The 23236-nt window shown below is 44.9% G+C and carries 8 protein-coding genes; 4 read left to right on the top strand and 4 right to left on the bottom strand.

The window, feature by feature from the left end; translation table 11 throughout:
* Positions 1–36: 36 nt before the first annotated feature.
* Positions 37–1158, bottom strand: a complete 1122-nt coding sequence (locus ACKWCA_RS19310) for a PQQ-dependent sugar dehydrogenase (RefSeq protein ID WP_413979874.1) — start codon at positions 1156–1158, stop codon at positions 37–39.
* Between the two features lie 138 nt (positions 1159–1296).
* On the opposite strand from ACKWCA_RS19310, the gene ACKWCA_RS19305 reads away from it, so the two are divergent.
* The 4 genes from ACKWCA_RS19305 (at position 1297) to ACKWCA_RS19290 (ending at position 13962) form a co-directional block, all read left to right on the top strand.
* Entirely contained in the window at positions 1297–10218 is an 8922-nt protein-coding gene (locus ACKWCA_RS19305; RefSeq protein ID WP_413979873.1) for a T9SS type B sorting domain-containing protein, read from the top strand.
* An 88-nt stretch (positions 10219–10306) separates the two neighbouring features.
* Positions 10307–11026, top strand: coding sequence for a carboxylesterase family protein (locus ACKWCA_RS19300; protein WP_413979872.1), 720 nt, complete (start codon positions 10307–10309; stop codon positions 11024–11026).
* 68 nt (positions 11027–11094) lie between these two features.
* A complete protein-coding gene (locus ACKWCA_RS19295) occupies positions 11095–12570 on the top strand; it encodes a sulfatase family protein (RefSeq protein WP_413979871.1) in 1476 nt (491 codons plus the stop codon).
* A 12-nt stretch (positions 12571–12582) separates the two neighbouring features.
* Complete coding sequence (locus tag ACKWCA_RS19290) at positions 12583–13962, top strand: sialate O-acetylesterase (RefSeq protein ID WP_413979870.1); 1380 nt, start codon at positions 12583–12585, stop codon at positions 13960–13962.
* Here the strand turns inward: ACKWCA_RS19290 and ACKWCA_RS19285 are convergent.
* The 3 genes from ACKWCA_RS19285 to ACKWCA_RS19275 all read right to left on the bottom strand — a co-directional run bounded on the left by ACKWCA_RS19285 (position 13952) and on the right by ACKWCA_RS19275 (position 22850).
* Positions 13952–17536: a VCBS repeat-containing protein gene (locus ACKWCA_RS19285; protein WP_413979869.1), complete on the bottom strand. Its 3585-nt coding sequence runs from the start codon at positions 17534–17536 to the stop codon at positions 13952–13954. The genes ACKWCA_RS19290 and ACKWCA_RS19285 overlap by 11 nt on opposite strands.
* Before the next feature lie 111 nt (positions 17537–17647).
* Positions 17648–19417 (bottom strand): RagB/SusD family nutrient uptake outer membrane protein, encoded by a 1770-nt coding sequence (locus ACKWCA_RS19280; protein WP_413979868.1) that lies wholly within the window; start codon positions 19415–19417, stop codon positions 17648–17650.
* 67 nt (positions 19418–19484) lie between these two features.
* Complete coding sequence (locus tag ACKWCA_RS19275) at positions 19485–22850, bottom strand: SusC/RagA family TonB-linked outer membrane protein (RefSeq protein WP_413979867.1); 3366 nt, start codon at positions 22848–22850, stop codon at positions 19485–19487.
* Between the last annotated feature and the right edge of the window lie 386 nt (positions 22851–23236).

Below are 23236 nucleotides of genomic sequence, written 5' to 3'. Positions count from 1 at the left end.
GGAATGGGCAAGAGCAGGAGAAATAGGATTCCTGTTCTATCCTTTCGGGACCAATCTATATACCCCTTTTCCCTCTACGGAGACGTAAATCAATCCGTCAGGGCCTTCTTTGACGTCTCGGACGCGACCTATACCGTCCATAAGTTTTTGCCTGTCAACCACCTTGGTGCCCTCCAGTACGAGCCGTTCTAGATACTGATATTTCAAAGAACCGACCAATAAGCTGCCTTTCCAATCCCCATACTTATCGGAGGTCATAAATGCCATACCACTTGGTGCAATCGAAGGCAACCAATAATGAATAGGCTCTTCCATACCGGGCATCTCGGTTTTGTCGGTAATCGGGGTGCCACTGTAGTTGATACCATAGGTAACGACCGGCCAACCATAATTTTTGCCAGGTTTCACAATATTGATTTCATCACCGCCCCTTGGGCCATGCTCATGATCCCAAATCTCCCCTGTATCCGGATGCTTCAAGAGTCCTTGGGGATTTCTATGGCCATAGCTATAAATCGCTTCTTTGGCATCCTTGGTCCCAACAAAAGGGTTGTCTTTTGGTATTCTTCCATCATCAAAAAATCGATAGATTTTGCCCCCATCGCGGGTAATATCCTGTGGATTTTCATCTCTGGCCCCACGTTCTCCAATAGACAGGTATAGGTATCCGTCATTGTCGAATGTTATTCGTGACCCGAAGTGTTGTCCTTTTGTCGTGTTAGGTGAGGCTTTGTAGAGTAACTCTTTGTTTATTAGTGAATTATCTTTGATTTGGGCACGCATTAGTGCGGTGTGACCGCCTTTACCCTCTCCTTCAGCGGAGGCATAGGAAATGTACAACCAACCATTGCTTGCATAATCGGGATGTAATTTAATATCCAGAAGTCCGCCCTGACCTCTTTTATAGACTTCCGGCACATTTGCGATTTGTGTTTTTTTTCCATCCTTGAAATGAATGATTTCACCGGATTTTTCCGTTACGAGAATACTACCGTCAGGAAGCACTTCCAACCCCCATGGAACTTGCAGTTCATCGATCAGTAGCTCAGCTGAAAAAGGCATATTTTTTGCTTTAGACACTTGATTTTCAGGGTCTTGAGCGCAAGACAATTGGAGGCTGACGATGAATAATCCCACTAAGAACACACTTTTTTCCATATTCAGTCGTTTGATATTAATACTAAGGTAACCCCTAGACGTTGAATATTAAAGAGAATTTATAAGTTTAAACAATTACACTAGAGAATATTTTGATCCCCAAATCACGAGTATTCTTGCCCAAACTCGACTTAACCTATGCTCCCTATAAAAAAAAGGCATCTACTGTATGCGCTATCCCTAGCCATACTTTCAGTAGTTTTTACAACAGCCCTTGCCAATGAGAAGCTACATAGTTTTATTGTGGACGTGGCACTGGCAATCGAGGAAACGCTTCCTGTTTTAGACGATACGGATAAAACGGAAATTCCAGAACGATCTTCCCGCCCGGCGGAGAAACCTTTTTCAAGCACCAGGGCTTTATCTTTTATGCCCCCGACGACCGTACTAGGTGCGGATACAGAATCAAATTGTGGTGTAGACGGAAGTTTAGTGGCTGAAGTCTTTGTCTGTGGTGACTACGATTTCAAAGACTTGTCCATCGCTGGAAATCCATCCGGAGCCATCTGGGAACAGTACGTTCCTACTGGGGCTTGTGCACTTGACTTTGGAGAAGTATGTCCTTCATTTTTGGTGGCCGGTTCCAATTGTACCAATAGCCCTTCAAACTGGACTCAAATCGCTACAGGTGCTAACTATACTATCGACCCGGCTAGTATTTCGGTTTCCTCTGGAACGGAATACCGCGTGCGTGTTGGAGGAAACACCTACTATATCAAGGCGACGAAAAGTTCATTTGATTATAGCTACGAAGTTAATGATGTGGTTTGTGGTACTTTAGGCAGTATACGGATCACCTCACTTTCTCCTGCCTACGAACTGAGAATCGCTGCGGGAACCGGTGGTTTTGGACCATGGCAAGATTCAAAAGAGTTCACTGATTTGGCCGTAGGTGATTATACGGTTGAAGTGCGACTTAAAAATACGCCTAATGCCTGTGAATACCCTTATCCTCCGTTCACTATTGCCGATAGGACCCTCGATATTGAGGTCACTGTGACCGATGCCAATTGCCCTGGTCAAAATGGCGATATCTTTGTGCAGCTTAACGGTTCAGAAGTTCCGGGACCTTATAGTTATACCTTAATTGACGCTGGTACGAACCAACCGATTGTTTTTACACCGGGTATCGCTCCTGATTCGTATTTATTTTCTTCGGTAAGTCCGGGAACCTATATTGTTAAGGTGGAAACCCCTGAATGTCAAGATGATTTTGCCAATGGCATCTTGGCTCCCACACAGGATGAGGACACCAATGGTGATCCTATTGTAATAGGTCAGGGACTGCAGCCCATTGTCGCCGATGCCAACCTAAACGGACAGAGTTTTGGTTGTGCGAACATTACCAGTATCGATATTGATATTACCACAACGGGAGGAACACCGCCTTATACCTATACCGTCGTTTGGGGAACAGGTAGTGGTGTTTCACCAGCACCTTATACAGATACGCAAACCTCACAATTTGCAGTAACTACTTCAGATACATATACCTTTACGATTACCGATGCTAACGGATGTAGTCCTGATCAGCCCTTATCGGTTTATATTGATGACTTACCACCACCTGTAATCGATCCGGAACCTATTTTGGGAACCTGTACCAATGGAGGAGGTAAAATTGATTTCCAAGTCGTAAGCAATCCTGGTTATGATTTGGAATTCCGTGTTTCCTCGGGAGACCCTTGGGTGAACTTCACTATTGTAAACGTACCCGATGGTACCTATAATGATATGTGGGTCCGCTATACGCAGGGTGCCTTTTCTTGTGAGGTCCAAATTTCGGACACTGTGGTGGTTACGTCAGACTCTAGTATTACCGGTTCAGCTTCGGTTACGGCCGACTTTACCTGTACGGCTGGCGGAGGTACCATTACCTTTGATCCGGGCATGACCGCTGGTGGTACCGGAACGGGATATGAATACAGTATAGATAATGTGAATTATCAGGTGGGAACCGTCTTTTCAGGTTTAGCTCCGGGAACGTATACCCCCTTTATTAGGGATGACTCTGATTGCCGCCAACCCATTGGTGCACCTTTGGTCATTAATGACCCGGCGACCCCTACCGATATTACCTTCGCACAAGGGAGTATCAATTGCGCAACAGGTACCAGCGAAGTCACCGTTACCGTCGTAGGTGGCGCAGCAGTTTCTACCTATGAAATCGTTGCACCCGCAGGGGCGGTTACCGCTCCTCAGGCGAGTAATGTTTTTCCAAATTTGGTACTCGATACAAGACATGATTTCATAGTCACCGATGTGAATGGATGTACGCATCCGGCCAGTTTTGTAACTGGAGGAATCAGTACCATTCGTGCCCGTATTAAGGCTGGTGGGGATACCAATGTGTGTACAGGTGCCACCGATGGTTTCGGGGCCTTCATCATTGATGGGTTCAACCCGGATACCCCCGGCGCCGATTATACTTATTCTATTTCAGGTACGGCCTTGAGCGGTTCTAGTAGTGATCTTGAAATTCCAGTAACAAATTTGGGTGCAGGTACTTACACGATTACCGTAACCGATGCGGATACCAATTGTACCGATACGGCCGATTTAGTGATTTCCGGACCTCCTTCACCTTTATCCGTAACACCAACCGTGACTCCAATGTCTTGTACCAATGGCAACGTAGGTACGGTTAGGGCAAATAAAATAGGCGGTTTTTCAGGACAACCACAATATCAATTGACTTACCCTGGAGGAACGGTCATTCCGTGGAAAAACGGTCGCTTTTTCGGAGGCTTGAATGAAACAGGAACATATACCTTGGAAGTACGTGATGCTGAAGGCTGTATTGCTAGTACCACTTTTGTTTTAGTTTCCTTAGGTGCTCCCACTATTACGGAGGGAACCATAAACAGATGCTTTACCTCTGCCAGTTTTGCATCAATTGAGGTGTTTTCCGCAGTAGGTACCGGTAATCTGAGCGATCACCGTTTTCGAATCGTCGGACAAGGATTACAACCTTTGGGAACCCCTGGTACGCATACTTTTACCAATCTTGTACCGGGTACCTATACGATAGAAGTAGAGAATATTGTAACCAATTGTACGGCAACATTGCCTCCAATTGTTATTGAGCCCGAATTACAGGTGCAATTGAATCTCAACAGTGAGATAGCCTGTGGGGGAGATGGAGCCCTTGATATTGTAGTTACTGGGGGAGATATCTCTGACCTCTCCACAACTTCCTATATCTTGAGAAAGGATGGTGTTGTTGTCCCAGGTCATAATGGGGTACCCTTACCCTCGAATCCATTTACCTATACCGTTCCATTCGGCGAACATGGTGATTACACGATTGAACTTACGGATAATAATAGCTGTACCGATATTTCGGATCCGCTCACTATGATCGAACCTACCAATATTACGGCAACGGCCAACCCGACCGGACCCAGTTGTGGGGATCCCAATAGTGGTTTTGTTGAGCTTGTTCCAATAGTTAATCCTGGTGTAGCACCCTTTCAGTATGTTTTCGGACCTGTAGGGTCACTAACGGATGTGGTAACCGACCCTGCTTATCCTGATGGCAATGCGGGCGATGGTGTCCTATACACTTTTTCTTCGCAGAACATTTATAGCGGATTGGCGGCTGGAACTTACGAATACATCGTTATCGATGATCGTGGGTGTCCAACTTCCCTACAAACTGTTGTGGTCACAGCAAATCTGGACCCAGCTCCGGTAGCGAATGTCACTCCGATTGATGCCACCTGTAGTCCTAGTGCTCCTGCATCTGGAGGAGTTACGATCAATAGCATTACGCCGGGTAGTCCTAATTATAGCATTGTGGTCGAGGATATTTTCGGTAATCCGTTCTTTAGTCAAAACAACGTGGCTCCGGGTGATTTGCCCTTGGTCATTACCGATCCTGGTCTGATTCCTGGAAACTACCAAGTTATTGTCGTAGATGCACGAGGGTGTAATGATATCCAACCCTTTACCATTGATACTGGAAGTTTGGATATTATACCTGACCCTATCGTACCACCTCTTACCTGTACACCTGGAGGAGAAACCCTTTGTGTTGAGGTTACCGGAGGTACCTTACCTGAAAATTATGAAATACGGATGGTCACCGACCCTGTATCCCCTTGGTTACCCTTGAACAGTCCACCAGACCGGCATTGTTTTGCTAACCTGTTGCTAGGGGTATCCTATACTATTGAGGTAAGGGATGTCAATACAGGTTGTACCTACCAAGAGGTCATCCGATTACCGGACGGACCGAATTTGACCGTTTCCCTTGATGTCGATGGAGCTACCTGTCGCAACGGCAATGTTGGTGTGAATTATACTATAGATGGCGCCAACGCAGGAACGCCTCCTTATGATGTGACCATCACCAATTTGGATACAGGAGCCGTCGTGTTTACGGTAATAGGTACCTTCGACCTTACGTTGGCCACGGATCTAACGGTCCCAGCTGGACGTTACGGGGTCGCCGTAGAAGACTCGGGAGATTGTTCTGCAGGAGCGGAAGATGAAGCGATCTTGAATGCACCTCGAGTTGATATTGTCAGTAATCAAAATGCGAATTGTAATGCTCCCGGACTCCTAACGGTGCGCGGTAGTGGTGGTGTTCCGTATCCCTCTTCAGGGCCAGGATCCCTTCCGGATGGTTCTCCGTACGAGTTTGCCTATGTTCCTGCTGGAACACCGGTGGATGAGGATGGTACCGCAACTCCGGCAGATCCTTCCGACGATTTTACCACGGGTACAACGGTTTCGTTACCAGGTTCCTTGGCTCCCGGTATCTCCTATGATATTTGGGTACGGGATTTGAACCTTTGTTCGTATCGGATTTCTGCCGCAGTGATTCAAGAAGACCCGCCGCTTCCGGCTCCAACCATTACCGTAAATAATCAATGTGATGTAAGTACGCCTGTTGGTGGTTTTGAGATTACCGTAGAAATGCCGGGAACCATTGACACGCCCACTTTTATCTTGGATGGAGTGAGCCTAACCCCTGTCTACACGCCCGGGGTACCTACCCAAGCTGTCTTCTATGTGAATAGTATTGGCAATTACCCTATTAACGTAACGGATGTCAACGGCTGTTTTGTTGATGATTCCGCAGATGTATATCAAGTACTATCCGCCTCTGCCGATTTTACGACTACCCCACCAAATTGTACGAATGCAGATGGTGAAATCGTTATTACGGCCAATGGAGGAAGTGGTGACTTCACTTTCGAATTAAGCGGTACGGATTATACTGGTGCTGCAATCGCAAATGTGATTCAAGTCAATAATGGAACGTTCACTGGTATCGCTCCTGGTACTTATCAAGTGGTGGTGACCGATAATCAGGTCACCGATGGGGTCAATCCTTGTCAATTTACCGTTGTGGATATTATTAGTGAAGAACCCATCGTACCTCAGATTATTGATACGGGTGCCACGGATATTACCTGTAACAATGCCAATGATGGTAGCATCACCACGATATTGCAACCGAACCCGAATGCCGATGCGGTTTTGGCCTTCCGTTTGTTCGATAGCTCGAATGCCGTTGTGGATACCAATACTACGGGTGCCTTTACCAACCTAGGTCCGGATACCTACCGTGTAGAGGTAGAAACGGTACGGCACTGTTTCGATGACGAAACGGTCATCATTGCCAATCCTGATCCATTTGCCATACTGGATCCCTCTCCCGTTGTATTTCAGTGTTCTCCTGGTTCAAATCAGGTAAGTTCCGCGGTGTTCACCGTTCAGGTCGATCCCGCCGCCCAAGGTACTACAGGTGACTATCGCTTCCGGATCAACTCGGCGGACAGTTATGTGAGCAATCCCACTTTTGAAGTGTATGATAATGGTAGTATTCAAAATATCGTCATTGAAGCGATTGATGCAAGAGGTTGTCAAGCCTCGGTGCCCATCACGCTAAATCCACCTTCGGATGTGAGCGGTACGATCAACCAAGTGGCTGCAATGAGTTGTATTCAGGGTGAAATGATCAGTGTCGAGGTCACCATGACCACACCGGCAGACTATATTGTACGGGCCAATCCGAACTCTGTAGCTACTTTCCCTGATAGTCCTATTATTCCAGCAGGTACATTGAGCCATCCGATTACCTTGCCACAGGTTGAGGGAGATTATTATTTGGAAATCGTTTCGGGCGGTTGTATATACCCAATCCCTGTTTATACTGTTGTTCCCCCGGTAAATCCTACGGTTACGATTGCTGAGCTTAGCCCGGAGACCTGTTTTAATGCCCGTAACGGGGTTATTTCGATTGAAATTGCGGACTATGCGGGTAATGATTATACCTATTGGGTGTATGATGCCAATGATCCCGGTTTCTTAAGTGATGACTTTACATCATCTACGCCGCTTGTCGGCGCTTCTGGTTCGGTCACTGGAACGATAGCTATCGGAACAGATGGCAATCCTGCATCGATCTCCGATGTACCTAGCGGTACGATACGAGTTGTGGTACGCGAAGATGATGCACCCAACTGTTTGGGATATAGTAATGTGATCACTGTACGTTCGCCCAATCCGGCAGGACCCTTGGAAGTCTTTAATTTGACTCAGGACCAGACCGTGGGATGTTCCGACGATTTAGGTATCATTAGCTATGATGCACAATATGGATGGGACACCGATCCCTTCGTGTTTACAATTGAGCGGGAAGATCAGCCTTCGGGAAGCCCAAGAACAGGAAATTGGATTCCTTTAGTGACCAATAGCCCTCAACAGAGTTTGAACGGCTTGTCCGCGGGATGGTACCGTGTGACCGTTACCGATATCTTTAATTGTACCGGAATCCAGGAAATTGAATTGCTACCGGAACCTACGGTTGAAGTTGCGCTCAGCATTGAAAGAGAATTGGAATGCCCTAATGGTACCGATGCGATTTTGGTCGCTGTGGATCCGAATGATATGGTGACCGAAGGAGCCATTGGAGGTGTACCAGGGGAGCAATTTTTGTATCAACTGATAAAGTTGGATTCCAATCATCCTGATCCCTTGAATCAAGATCCATCCGACCCAGCGAACCACGAGTTTGAATTTGGCCAACAGACCTCTCCTAGATTTGAAGGAAATGGAGGAGTGGGAGTAATTCCCGAAGGGTTCTACTCGGTCTTGACCGAAGGTCCGTACGGATGTTTTGCCTATTCGCCGGTTATCGAGGTTGTGCCTCCACAGCCGATAAATCCGCAATTGCGTTTGGTATCAGCGCCCGCATGTGGTGATTTGGGCGTGTTAGAGCTTAAAGTATTTAATTTTGAAGCCGGAGCGACCTATGAATATCGCGTCTTGGGCTCAGCAGATCCTTGGGTGGTCATGGTCGATCAGGCAGGTACTGCTGTTGAGAATATCATGGGGGTCGTTAATCAGTCTTACGAATTTGAAGTCAGAAAGGTCGGAGCGAACGGACCGTGTCTAGAGCGCGGAACGAACAGGGTTACCGTAGAGACTCCGTTGAACTTGTCCATTGACCCAGCTTCGCCTCAATCACCACCATCTTGTAGTTCTATAGACGATGGTCGAATTGAATTGTTGGCCTCTGGAGGTACAGGAATCTATGAATACTCGCTGTATTTGGCAGATCCCGGAGCACCAACCGTGCCCACTACGATTTACAGACCTGCACAATCAAGTGCCAATTTTGAGAACCTTCCACCAAATTACTATGTGGCGGTAGTGACTAGTGGTGATCCTTCCTTATGTAGGGTTGAATCCCCATTTCACTTAGAACCTGCCATTGCGGTGTCCATCACGCCAAGTGCAGAAAATGTGCTTTGTTTTGGGGATGCTACGGGTAGTATTACAATGACGGTCGATGCCTCCTATCCCGGTCTGGTAGAATTTGCCATCGAACCTAATTTTGCTGATCTGGTTTCCGATCCGGCAAATCCTTTGGTATACACGTTTACCGATTTACCCGTGAAACCTGATGGTTCTCCTTATCGAGTGCTGGCCTCTGATGAAGACGGTTGTCCGTATTTCTTCGATATTCCGCTGACCCAGCCAGATCGCTTGGAGATAACTGATTTAGTGACTACCCCAGAATTGTGTATCAATGCCAATGATGGAACAGTAGTTTTCGATATCCAAGGAGGTACGCCATTTAATGACCCTCTTGTCAGTACGACGCCATATTACGAATACAAAATTGAAATGGTCAGTCCTATTGACGAGACAGGTACCGGAACGTTTGCACCCTATGACGGTTTACCCATTCAAAATTTAATCGGAGGGGCCACCTATGAGCTATCTGTTCAAGACTCGAATCTTTGTCCTTCAAATGATGTGTTCATCATTGATATCGGTGTGGATCTATCCGCATCGCCGTTGGTGCAATATGGCTGTGAGGGAATATTTCCCAGTAGTACGACCTCCGTTGTCCTGGACAATCCTGCGCTATTGCCGGATGTGATGTTTTACCTAGAAGATCTAAACTCTACCGATCCGCCGCTCACCGAGCAGGAAATGATCGACTTGGCCGATACTCAAAGCACATGGGGAGATTTACCGGCAAGCGAGTATCGCGCACATATTTTCCATCAGAACGGTTGCTCGATTACTGTAGAGATCGGGGAAGTGCTGGCCTACGAGCCTTTGACGCTTTCTATGCCCGAAAAAACGGCACCTAATGAAATCACGATTACGGCTTCAGGCGGGTATGGTGATTACGAGTACTTCTTTCAAGGAGAATCGCAGGGTGCCGATAATGTATATATATCCAATCAAGATATTAATGTTGACATTGAAGTCCGCGATAGTATGGGCTGTGTTGTTACGGCAAGTGTGCCTTTTGACTTTACGGGAATGCTTGAAATACCCAATTTCTTTACTCCTGACGGTGACAACAATAATGATGTCTGGTTCCCGAGAAACCGGGAGTTTTTCCCTGATATTGAGGTGAAGATCTATGATCGCTATGGTAGGGTCGTGGCTATTTTGAATCAAATCGAAAGTTGGGATGGTACTTATGAGGGTAATGAACTACCCACAGGAGATTACTGGTATGTCGTCAATCAAAATGACGATCGAAAGACCCGCTATGTGGGTCATTTCACACTATATCGTTAAAGACTCGATTTTATGAATTTCAAAGGTGTCCATTGGGCACCTTTTTTTGTATCTTCAAAATCAAGTTGTAGGATTACCTTCGCTCCATATGAAGACATCATATTTTTTCTTTTTATCGATTTTTTTATTTCATAGCTGTGCCGCCCAACCAAAGACACATCTCATTGAGGCCACGGCGGAGACCGTTACCAAGGAAACATTGGATTATTACCTGTATTATCCCCAGAACTACGCGGAAGAGGATACAATGAACTTTCCTCTTTTACTCTTTTTGCACGGAGGTGGCGAATCGGGTGGCACCTTGGGGGCTTTGAAGAAGAATGGCCCCCCTAAATTGATTGTTCAAGGAAAACAGTTTCCCTTCCTGATTTTAGCACCGCAAAATCCCCATCAAAAAAAATGGTGGAATACAAGAGCCTTAAATCAATTGCTCGATAGTGTGGTAGCTACCAATAGAGTAGACCCAAAACGCATTTATTTGACCGGACTCAGTCGTGGGGGAGGGGCGGCCTGGGAAATGGCGGTACAGTATCCCGAGAAATTCGCGGCCTTAGCTGTAGTATGTGGAATGGCCCCATTGCCGTATGCTTCATGGATCGATAAAAACATGCCGATTTGGGTCTTTCACGGAGAGGAAGATAAATCGATACCGATTTCCGAATCGGAGAATATGGTCAACAGCTTGCAACAAATGGGCTACGATGTTCAATTTACGCGCTACCCTAACGTGGGTCATGACTCTTGGGTTCAAGCCTATGCCACGGAAGAGTTGTATGAGTGGTTGGTAGCGCAAGAACGAAAAGATTGACACCCATCTAGTAGCGACCATTATGCCTAAATACAATACCGAAATTAATACGAGAAACAATGAGAATTATGAAAGCCCTATTATTCACCGCATGTTGCTGTGTTTTTGTTTTACCGCTGACGGCTAGCACTGCTCCTGAACCCAAAAAAAAGAAACCTAGAAATGTAATTTTTATTTTGACCGATGATCATCGGTACGACTATATGGGTTTTACGGGAAAAGTTCCTTGGTTAGAGACCCCTAATATGGACAAATTGGCAAAGGAAGGTGCCTACCTGCCCAATGCTTTTGTCACTACGTCGTTATGCTCGCCCAGTAGGGCCTCGATACTAACAGGTCAGTTTTCACATTCCCATACCATTGTGGACAATCAAGCTCCCGACCCTGGCAATCTGACGTATTTTCCACAATACTTGGAGAAGGCCGGATACCAAACCGGATTTTTCGGCAAATGGCATATGGGAGACCATGGGGATGAACCACAACCTGGCTTTACCCATTGGGAGAGCTTTCCAGGGCAGGGGGTGTACTATAATCCTACCTTGAATATCAATGGAAAACGTGTCTCCTATAAAGATTCTACGTATATCACCGATCTACTGACCGATCATGCGGTAGATTGGATGAAGAACAGGGACAAGAAAAAACCTTTTTTCCTCTATCTATCCCATAAAGCGGTTCATGCTGGATTCAAACCCGCCCGCAGACATAAGGGAAGGTATAAAGGCAAAAGAATTGAACTGCCCGCGACATACGATCAGACCAAAACCGGTAAGTACCGCGATCTAAAATGGCCGCAATGGGTTGCTGATCAGCGGATAAGTTGGCATGGCGTTGATTATATGTATCACGATAATCGTGGAATTTACGATATGGTCGTCGACTATTGTGAGACGCTCTTAGGTGTTGATGAAAGTATAGGCACCGTAATGGACTACTTGAAAACGGAAGGTTTAGATGAGTCGACTTTAGTGATTTATATGGGGGATAACGGATTTAGCTGGGGAGAGCATGGTCTTATAGACAAACGGCATTTTTATGAAGAATCAGTAAAGGTACCGCTATTGGTACGTTGTCCTGAATTATTCGAAGGGGGCAAGACGGTTACGCAAATGGTACAAAATATAGATATTGGTCCCACGGTATTGGCCGAGGCTGGAGTCAAACAACCAGAGCAGATGCCCGGGGTATCGTTTGTACCCATATTGACCGGGGCTACGGATGCCAAAATCAGAAAGGAAATATTTTATGAGTACTATTGGGAATACGACTTTCCTATGACCCCTACGGTTTTCGGTATGCGGACAGAGCAATACAAATACATAAAATACCAAGGTATTTGGGATCGAAATGAGTTATACGATATCAAGAACGACCCTGATGAAATGTACAATTTGATTGCGGATGAAGATAAACAAGATATCGCCAAGGAAATGTCCTCTGCCGTTTACGATTGGCTCGAACGAACCAAGGGCATGAATATTCCATTGAAAAGAACGGTCAAGTATCGCTTTGGTGATTTTAAGCATCCGAAAGAACACTAATTCAAAATCGAAATGAAGAATAAGATATATCTGCTTCTGGCCCTTTGTGGTTTTTTAACGGAAACGGTATTTGCGACCATTACCGTATCGACCATTTTCAATGATCATATGGTCTTGCAACGCAATGACAAAGTGATGATTTGGGGTTGGGGTGACCTGAACGAAGCGGTGAGCATTACGACAAGCTGGAACAATCGGACCTATACCACCAAAGTGCCCCTTTCTACAAAATGGCAGGTACTTATCGATACTCCGGATGCAGGAGGACCCTATACTATTTCGATAAAAGGAGCAAGCAATGAAATCGAATTGGATGACCTACTCATTGGTGAGGTATGGCTATGCTCAGGACAGTCGAATATGGAATGGAGTGCCGCCAATGGAATCGATGATGCGGATGCCGAGATTCAGGCTGCAAATCACCCGGACATTCGATTTTTTACGGTGCACAAACGTACTTCTGAAAACGAACAAGACCATGTATACGGAAAATGGGAAGCCTGCACACCGGAAGCGATGCGTACCTTTAGCGCAACGGCCTATTTTTTCGCGCGTAGGTTGCAAGCGGAGCTGAAGGTCCCCATCGGTCTAGTCGATACGGCTTGGGGCGCCACCAGTGCTGAGGTTTGGACGCCTACATCTGTTTTTGATGCCAATGGATATTTGAAAAAACAAGCCGAAAAGCTAAACGAAAATATCTGGGCTCCCATTACTCCTTCCATTCTATATAATGCAATGATACATCCGATCCACCATTTTAAGATCGCTGGTGCTCTATGGTATCAAGGAGAATCTAACGTAGCCAACGCAACGAGCTATCAAGAACTGTTTTCCTCCATGATCACCGAATGGAGGCAGCGTTGGGGATATGATTTTCCATTTTATTATGTACAAATTGCTCCGTTCAACTATGATACTCCGGAAAATGGGGCGGTTGTACGTGATGAACAGCGAAGAACCTTAAGTTTGCCAAATACGGGCATGGTAGTGGTGAGCGATATCTGTACCGTAGATGATATTCATCCTACGAATAAGCAGGATGTTGGGTTGCGTTTGGCAAATTTGGCCTTGAAGAAAAATTATGGGGTTTTTGACGGAACAGTGAGTGGACCACTTTTTAAGGAGTTCAAAATTTCAGGTCAGCAGGTGGAAGTGTTCTTTGAGCATTCAGAAGGATTATATGCCTCGGAGAAAACCTTAGACCACTTTGAATTGGCTGGAGCGGACGACATCTTCCACCCGGCAAAAGCGCACATTAAGAACGATAAGGTGCTATTATCATCCAAGATGGTGAAATCACCCAAAAGGATTCGTTATGCGTGGAGCAATACCGCCCTGGCTAATCTTTTTAATCGCTCAGGACTTCCGGCCTCCTGTTTTATTAGTGACTGATTTTTCTAGTTTCCTTACCTGAAGCATCGAAAAACCGAACTTGTCGGGCGGCATTAGGTACGGGAAGTGCCCGACTTGATTGTGATTGAAAGGTATCGCCCCAGTAAAACTCGGTTAACGACTTTGTGCCATCGGCAAATTCAATTTCCGCCTTTACTTCTTTTGGAAGTACTTTGGTCCACATCTTGATTGCCCTTCTTTTCGGTTCAAACACCTTTAGCGAGTCATTATTTTGTGACGCAACGACCAGTGATTTTTCATTGCTATGATGGATGGAAACCAAGCTTTTTCCATCTCCCGGCACGAAAAAATTACTTTTTTCCAAAGGAATCGTCTCAAAACTCCCGTCACCCAAATTCTTCAATGACAAGCCCACTAGAGCGTCGGATGGCCCTTGTTGAACTTCCATCCCGTAGTCATTACCCACCAACAATAGATCGATGTGTTCATCCCCGTCCAGATGTTTCGGCAGGATTCCATAAACGGGTCCGATTTGAGTCTCAAAGGGGAGCGCATGTATTTTGAATTGATCATCACCTAAATTCTCTATCCAGGCCGTTTTCATGTAATTGAATGATAGCACGGTCGCATCGTCTAACATGCCGTCCGAAAACATTTCGGGCAAGGTCGATTCACCAAATGTACCGAAGGAGTTGAACTTCTTTCGAATTCCAACGTATTGTTTGGTAACATCTTGCCACGGGTGGTATAGGTATTCTTTCCGGGTTCCGATACTATCCCGGAGATAATAGGAAATCAAAGGATCTATAGTGCCATTTTGATCGAGATCTTTGGCATAAATTCGTACCGGCTCCTCTTGGCTTCCTTTGAAATAACTATTGCGCCCAAGGTTTCCGGCAATGTAGTCCATATCACCATCATTGTCGATATCTGCGGCAGCTAGGCTGTTCCACCATCCCAACTGTTTTTCAAGTCCCGTGTTTGCGGTCACTTCGATGAGCTTTCCATTTACGTTCTTGAAAAATCGAATGGGACTCCACTCGCTAGCCAAGATAAGATCCGGCCAAAAATCATTATTGAAATCCGTCCAGAGGGCATCACCTATTAACCCTGGAGTCATCAATTTTTCCGAGACCTCTTTGGTGACATCAACAAAAAGAGGTGCGTCGGCAGTGCTATCATTTCTTAAGATGTAAGAGCGTTCTGGCATAGGGTAGGCGAAAGGGGTAACGCGACTCCCTACAAAGAGGTCGAGATCCCCGTCTCGATCGAAGTCGGCCGCTTTCACGGCTGATGAATTTATGCGAATATCGGGTAGGCTGGCATTGGTCTCGGAAAATGTTCCTTTGCCATCATTGATGTACAGGGCGTCGCGATAAAATTCATGGCCTACGGGGTATTGGGCACAGCCCCTGGCAATATACAAATCAAGGTCACCATCGTTATCAGCATCAAAAAGCAACGTGCCCGCATCTTCCTCTTCGAGCTCGACCGCATTTTTATAGGCTACTTCACGTTGCACAAAAGAGCCGTCTTTCTGTTGTAAAAACCATTTCTGTCCTAATTTTCTACTGGCGGCCACAAACATATCATCTAGGCCGTCATTATTGACATCACCGACCGCTAAAGCGGGTCCATATTGAGAGAACTTGTGCGGTAGAGTTCGTTGAAAATTGAAGTCAATGAAATCATAATCTTCCCCAAAGTGTTGGAGATTATACAGCTTTGCCACTTCTTTGAATAGTGGCCTATAGTCACGATCTATGTTCTCAACTGCTGATACATTGGGCTTATAGGATATTTGTAATGTTGTATCCACTGAAATTTCGGTGACTAGTTGTTGCACTCCTCCGGGCCAGGTAATCTTAACGCTATCGACCGTATTGTGCTGTCCAAGGCCAAAATGGACCGTTTGTTCGGGTTGCGACAGATATCCTCTTCCGGATAGGATGGATTTTCGTTTGACATTTCCATTGGCATACAATTCAACTGTTGCGGTAATCGCTTGCGCATTCTTTGCCGGCCCTTTCAATTTCATCCGCACATAATGGTTCTCGGACCGTAACTTTTCTGAATTGTTTTCAAGTAAGACAACGGGATCGTCCATATTATTGATCACGAGATCTAGGTCACCGTCTTGGTCAAGATCCCCGTATGCGGCCCCGCTCGAGAATGTACCGAAGTTCAACCCCCAGGCCTTGGTAACGTCTTCGAAGGTGGCATCCCCATTATTTTTGAAAACGAAATTGGGAATTTTGATTTCTGGTATGGCGGCGATCAACTGTTCCTTGCTCAACAGTTTGCTGGCCGTAATGCGAAAGTCACCAAAATCCCTATCCGTGACATCTTTCGGAAAGCCGTTGGTTATAAATAGATCTTGTAAGCCATCATTATCAAGATCGGCGAACAGGGGAGCCCAGCTCCAGTCTGTCTCCTGTACCCCGGCGTGCATACCAATATCCCCAAAAATGGGCAATTGGGTCTCGGGGTTGGTCCCTTGGTCGATTTGTAAGGTGTTACGCGCGTATTGTTTTTCGTAGTTGTATTTCCGGGTAAATATTTCCTTGGAATAGCTGCTAGGCCCTTGAAACAATTTTTTCCGTTTGTTGTAGTAGGGTTGCATCTCGGTGGTGTAGATATCCATGGTTCCATCATTATTGATGTCCGCAATATCGCTACCCATGGAGGACAGACTAAAGTGCTTAAAGATATCGCCCGCACGATTTGAAAATGTGCCATCCTGATTATTGATGTAGACCAAATCATTGCTGAGGAAATCATTGGCTACATAAATATCCATCCAGCCATCATCATTGAAATCGTGAATCAAGGTACTGTGGCTATATCCGTGGTAACGAATACCGGCCTCTTCGGATACATTGATAAAACGAGAATGGCCTAAACTGTCATTTTGTATATTTTCATATAGAATATCCTTGCTTTTTGAAGTGCCGTCATCATCATTTGGCCTAAATTCACTAGGGTCGATTCCCTCGATGCGATTCACGCCGATAAAGAGGTCTAAATCACCGTCGTTGTCATAGTCAAAGAACTGTGCATGCGATGAGTAGCTGGTATCTGCTATGCCATATACTTCGGCCATTTCCTTAAAAACAGGTTTTCCCTCTTGATTGTTTCCTTGGTTGATGTAGAGTAGATTTGCTCTTTGCTTGGGCGTAGTTCGAAAGGTGTTGCACACATAAATATCAAGTTTGCCATCGTTGTTGACATCGATTAGTGTGACCCCTGAAGACCAGATCATAGTATTTTTCTTACCGATCTTTGAATTTTCGGAGACCTCCTCAAATTTTAATTCTCCTTTATTGAGGTAAAGCGCATTGTCTACTTGATTACCTGCTAGGAAAATATCCTCAAGACCATCTCCATTCAAATCTCCGAGTGCTACTCCGGCGCCATTATAGACAAATTCGTTGTCGAGAATATTTACCGAATCATTTAGGGTGAGTTTGTTGTTGAAGTAAAGGCCCGAATCTTTTTGGTCTACTTTGGTAAATAGGGTTTCGGATTCTTTTTCGGCACACGAGGAAATGAAAACCGCGACAATTGTCAAGATGTAAAAATATGTTGAAAGGGTACGATGGGTACTACTCATTGGTAAGAATTGTTCTGGTTTATGACGACGTACAAAGATGCGGGAACAAATGGAAAGAAACAAAAAAAGCTGCCCATATTGGGCAGCTTTTCAAGTCATATACGAATACGATTAGTATCCAGGATTCTGAGATAAAACATCTGTACCTTGAATATCAATTTGAGTCTGTGGTATTGGATAATACTCATTCTTGCCTGCTGTAAAACTAGCGCCGCCGAATTTTGTTACCAAATACTGCGATTCATACGTCAAATAGTTGTTCAGCTCTTCCGCTGCAACACCCCAACGTACCAAATCAAAGAATCGGTGCCCTTCGCCTGATAGCTCCAACTTACGTTCTAATCGAACAGCTGCAGTAGCATACGCCGCATCCGGGAAGGAAGGGTATTCCGAAACTACATAGTTAGCAGCATCACTACCATCTGATCTTTTAACCCAATGTTCTGAATTCGCTGCTCTTGCCCGAACCATATTGACATACAGTCTTGCTTGTTCTAAAGTACCTGCCTCAATTTCAGCTTCAGCGGCCATTAAGAGTACATCAGCGAATCGAATAATGTTATAGTTCATTGTGGCGTAACCTCTGGTCCAAGAACTACCATCTGTGAAAGTGTTTTCCTGAGACTGATAGTAAATGAATTTCTTAGGCGAATAAGGACCTGCATAAGGGAAACTACGGATCCAAGCAGAACCTGGGTGGTTTCCTTCACCATCACCATTCCAATCTAAATAGGGGATACCTCTACGACCAAGGGAGTGGTCGATTCTTGGATCTAACGGGTCTGGATCTAAAACAAAATCAGCCTCATCTAACTCGTCTACGAATACATGTCTGTAGATATTATCGACTTCATTTTCGGGGTTATCAAATGATCCGTCCAATAAGGGAAGACCATCAGCACCTGTTCTGAACGTATTCGCAAGTTGTATACTAGGCTGAAAGAAACCACAGCAGTTACCTGGGCCATCAGGACCTGTATTGTAAGGGTAGTTCAAATCGTCAAAAGCGTTGGCATTTTGTACATTACCGGTTTCGTTAGCGGACTCTACATCCATAACTGACTCGGCATGATTATCATTTTCCGCATTAAAGATTTGCGCATAATCAGCTAAAAGCATATACTTCAGGCCATTTGAGGTGACGCCATTGGCAATCACATCATCAAACCACGTTTTCGCCTCGGCATATTTGGCTTGGTACAATTTTGCTTTGCCCATGTAAGCCCCAGCAGCCCACTTATTTACACGACCAGCGCCGTTTTCAGCGGGTAGGTTGTCAAAGGCATATTGGAAATCCGCTTCGATCTTATCCCATACATCTGGGGTATTGGGCACTAATGGCACCTCAGTATCCTCCACGGTCTCATCAATGTAAGGTATGCTATTAAAATGCTTTTTCAAATCAAAATAAAAATGACCTCTTAACATTCTAGCTTCTGCCGAAAGCCGCGTTGCGGTTGCTGCAGTAAGCTTGTCACCAGCGGTGGCAATGGTTTTCAATACATTGTTACATCGAGCAACACCTTCGAAACGGCCATTCCATAAGTTATTGATATCGCCGCTTGTCGCATCGATCGCATAGCGCTGAATCGGGTTAATGGCTGCATAATCACCTGCGTCGGTACCTTTGTTAGCTTCGCCACCCATAATGGAACCTGTGATCCAGTGGTTTGGACCTTCAAAGCGATTGCCGAACACACCGTTCAAGGCGGAGTAAGCACCAATGAGCAAACCATCAACACCCGCTTCATTTTCCAATAATGGTCCGGCCAGTTGCCCTGTCGGCGCCACTTCTAAAAATTCGTCACTACAAGATACTCCGAGCATAAGGATTGCCCCGAAGAATATCGGCAGTCTTTTGAGTTTAAACATAGTTTTCATAGTTAAAATTTTCTTTAAAGATATTAATTAATTCTTTTCTAAATATCACAATAGTATCACGTTTAGATTAAAGTCCGATATTCAAAGTCAACACGTATGAAGGTGTCGCAGGATAGTTACCTACATCAACACCAAATCGTGTATCGGCATCACCACCAACTGCAGGATCTAGACCACTGTAATCGGTAATTGTCCAGATATTGTTGGCCGAGATACCAAGGTCGAATTTGGTCAATCCGATGGCATCTTTGATTTTGTCATCAAAAGAATAAATGAATGCAAGACGTTGTAGTCTAGCATACGCTCCATTTTCTACATACCAAGAGTTGGATGCACCACTGGTAAATACGTTGGTCTCACTTTCCCAGATTGGAGCAGCAGCATTGTTGCCCAACTCTGGAGTCCAAGAATTGAACGCAGCCACACCTTTGGCAGAACCTTCGAATGTTCCGAAGAAATCCCTAAACCATTTAGACTGGTTGAAGATTTCATTGCCGGTTACCCAGTTCCAGAACATTTCCATACGCAATTGCTTATAGGTCAATTCAAAAACGGCACCACCAGAATACGAGGGAATAGGATCACCCAAATACGTTCTATCATCAGGGTTTATGATACCATCACCATTTATATCTACATATTTAAATCGACCAACACCGGCAAAATCGCCGAAAGGCCCATCTACGTTAGCTGCTTGAAACGCATCAACTTCAGCTTGGCTATTAAAGTAACCATCTACTTGATACCCAAAGAAGGAGGAAAGCGGTCTGCCCAATTGGTTTCTAGTAGGATTGATTCCTCTAAAACCGCCACCAAAAACACCACCTTCAACAAATGTTCTTTCACCATCGAATTTGGTAATCTCGTTTTTGAGGAAACTATGGTTTGTCGTTATTTTAAAAGAAAGGTCTTCTGTGATATTTCCACGACCTATAATTTGAAAATCCAAACCGTTGTTCGACATTGATCCTACGTTAACGGCGGGAGCTGCTGCAAAGTTACCGGTTACACCAGCAAGTGGAATTTCGAATAACAAATCCTCCGTATCCTTTGTCCACCAATCCAATTGCACTTCTACATGATTATTCCAAAGTCCAAGGTCAAAACCTATGTTAAGGGTTGTACTGGTTTCCCATCGCGCATCCGGGTTACCAATACGGCTTGTGGCAAACCCTTCATTTGCGCCACTGGCTTGGCCATCGATAGGATAGAAAGTTCGCGCTAGATTAGAGGCCGCCAACGAATATTGGTTGTCAGGATTCACGTTATTGGAATTCCCCATTTCACCCCAACCGGCACGCACCTTCAAATCAGAGATAAATTCTTGGTTTTGCATAAAATTTTCTTCAATAATACGCCAAGAACCAGAAACAGCAGGGAAAACCCCGTATCTGTTGTTGACACCAAAAACCGAAGATCCATCACGTCGTAACACCCCAGTTAAATAGTACCTGTCATCAAAGCTGTAATCTAATTTCCCGAAAATAGAGCTAAAGTTTACCCCTGTGTTGATAAAACTTTGAACTACTGGACTTTGAACGGTTTGTAAGGTGATAAAGTCTAAATCAGTAGAAAAAGGATTGATACCGGAACCAAATGCGGTTCTTCCTCTTGGAGCCGTTCTAGGTGAAGTTGCTCCTTCAATAGCCTCAATACCTGCAAGTGCTTTAATTCTATGCTTTCCATAGGTTTTGTCAAAACTCGCAGTGTTTGTGAACACCCATTGGAAGCCATAACCCCAATCTTCTCTGTAGCTATTACTTGCTTCGGGTTCAGAGTCACCCAAATAACGGAAGCCGTAATTCAAACTTTGAAAGTTTGTGTATTGTCCACCAATACTTGTTCTTAACGTAAGACCGTCTACTGGTTTTATCTCGGCAAATAAATTACCGAACAATTGTAAGGCCCATGACTGGTCATCCCCATTGTTCAAGTCTAATTGACGTACTGGGTTTCGCGGATTGTTAAAACCAGCGGCTCTAGTACTGGCGTAGCTGCCAAAATCGTCTCGTACCGGAAGAATAGTTGGCATTCTATAGGCAGAAAGCACCGTTGATTCATCATCCGAAATACCTTGACCACCTGCGCCCCCTTGCTGTCCGACAACTGAGCGGTACGTCAATTGAAGGTTTTCTCCAACGGTTAACCACGGGGTCACATCCCATTCGGAGTTGGCCCTAACGGTATACCGGCTAAAATCATTGTTTAAAAGGATACCTGCAGTTTCCTGTAAACCGAGACCCAAATAGTAGCGGCTGTTTTCGTTACCTCCATCGAACCCGAGACTTACCCTGGTTTGAGGGGCTATTCTTGTAATCTCTTTGTACCAATTGGTTCCGGCCAAATTCGGACGAATCAAAAACACGTTCTCTGGATCAGCTTCATAATTCGCTCTGATCTGTGCCAAATCAACATCCGCTTCGAATACCCCGTTCTGCCCATCTGCATGAAGGAAGTCAGGAAATCTAGGCGTAGCACTGGAGCCGTATTGTGGATGTGAATACACTGGATCCGTACCATTGGCCCTTGCATTGTTCTCATATGCGATATGCGTCCAAGTGGCCATATCTTGTGGATTCAACATTTCTGGTGACCCGCCAACATTTGGGTCTGTCACACCACTTTGAACATTCAAGGTGATATTCGATTTTCTTTTACCGCGTTTACCCTGTTTGGTCGTATAAACGATTACGCCGTTGGCTGCTCTTGCACCATAAATGGATGCTGCTGCCGCATCTTTAAGAACGGTCGTGGTTTCGATATCATCAGGATTTAGGAATTCGATATTTAGAATCGGAGTCCCGTCTACAATATACAATGGCTCGTTACCTCCAAAGGCATTGAAACCCCTAATACGTATCTGTGATGCCGTACCTGGTTGACCATTCGTTACAACTGTAAGACCGGCAACCCTACCAGCCAATTGTTGTTCGACGTTACCGGAAGGTATCGCTGCCAACTCCTCAGCTTTAACGATAGATACTGCAGCGGTAGTTTCTCGTTTGGTCTCCGTTTGGTATCCCGTTACAATCACCTCGTCAAGTGCAGCGGCATCTTCTACCATTGTTGCATTGACAGTCGAATTACCATTAACGGCAACCTCTTGGGTAACGAATCCCAAATAACTGAAGACCAAAGTGGCACCGGAATCGACCTCTAAGGTATAATTACCATCAAAGTCGGTTTGAGTTCCATTTGTAGTACCTTTTACTACAACGTTCGCTCCAGGTAAGGGTGTACCCTGATTGTCTGTCACCGTACCGGTAACTGTTGATTGAACCAGATCCTTCAGTTCAACCGGAGAAATGTCAGCTTTTGGATTTGCCAGTGCTAGTTGCGCACTAAAACAAATCATCATCGACAGAAGTCCAATACCAAAGGAAATGTGTTTGCCTTTAGACCTCGCCGAATTGTAATCATGTTTTTGATTCATAATCCTTGTTGTTTGTTAGTTTAAAAAAGTTTTGAAGTAGCTAGTTTAAGTCAACACCGTAGGTTGGTTTAAGTGTTAAATAAAACCCAACTAAGCCGTAATAATAGCGAAATTATGTGAAAAAAAACCAAATAAAATTCAATTATTTAAAGATGAAAGCAACAATATTTTAGGGAATAAAATAGGAATATGGTTTATGAAAGCCCGTATTAATTGAGAAGAAAGAAAATTAGACCCTCGAATTTTGCCATTTTGAAAATTTAAAAGATTAACAAAGCTCAATACGTTTGTTATGTATTTTACTACATTTTTTTTGAATATAAGACCCTTTCTACAACGTTGGAGTACACGTAAAATGAATGAATTTGAAGGTAAGCCGACCTGCT

The organism is Maribacter corallii (genome assembly GCF_047345415.1).
Classification (GTDB): domain Bacteria; phylum Bacteroidota; class Bacteroidia; order Flavobacteriales; family Flavobacteriaceae; genus Maribacter_C.
This window is presented reverse-complemented; position numbering and strand designations above follow the sequence as displayed.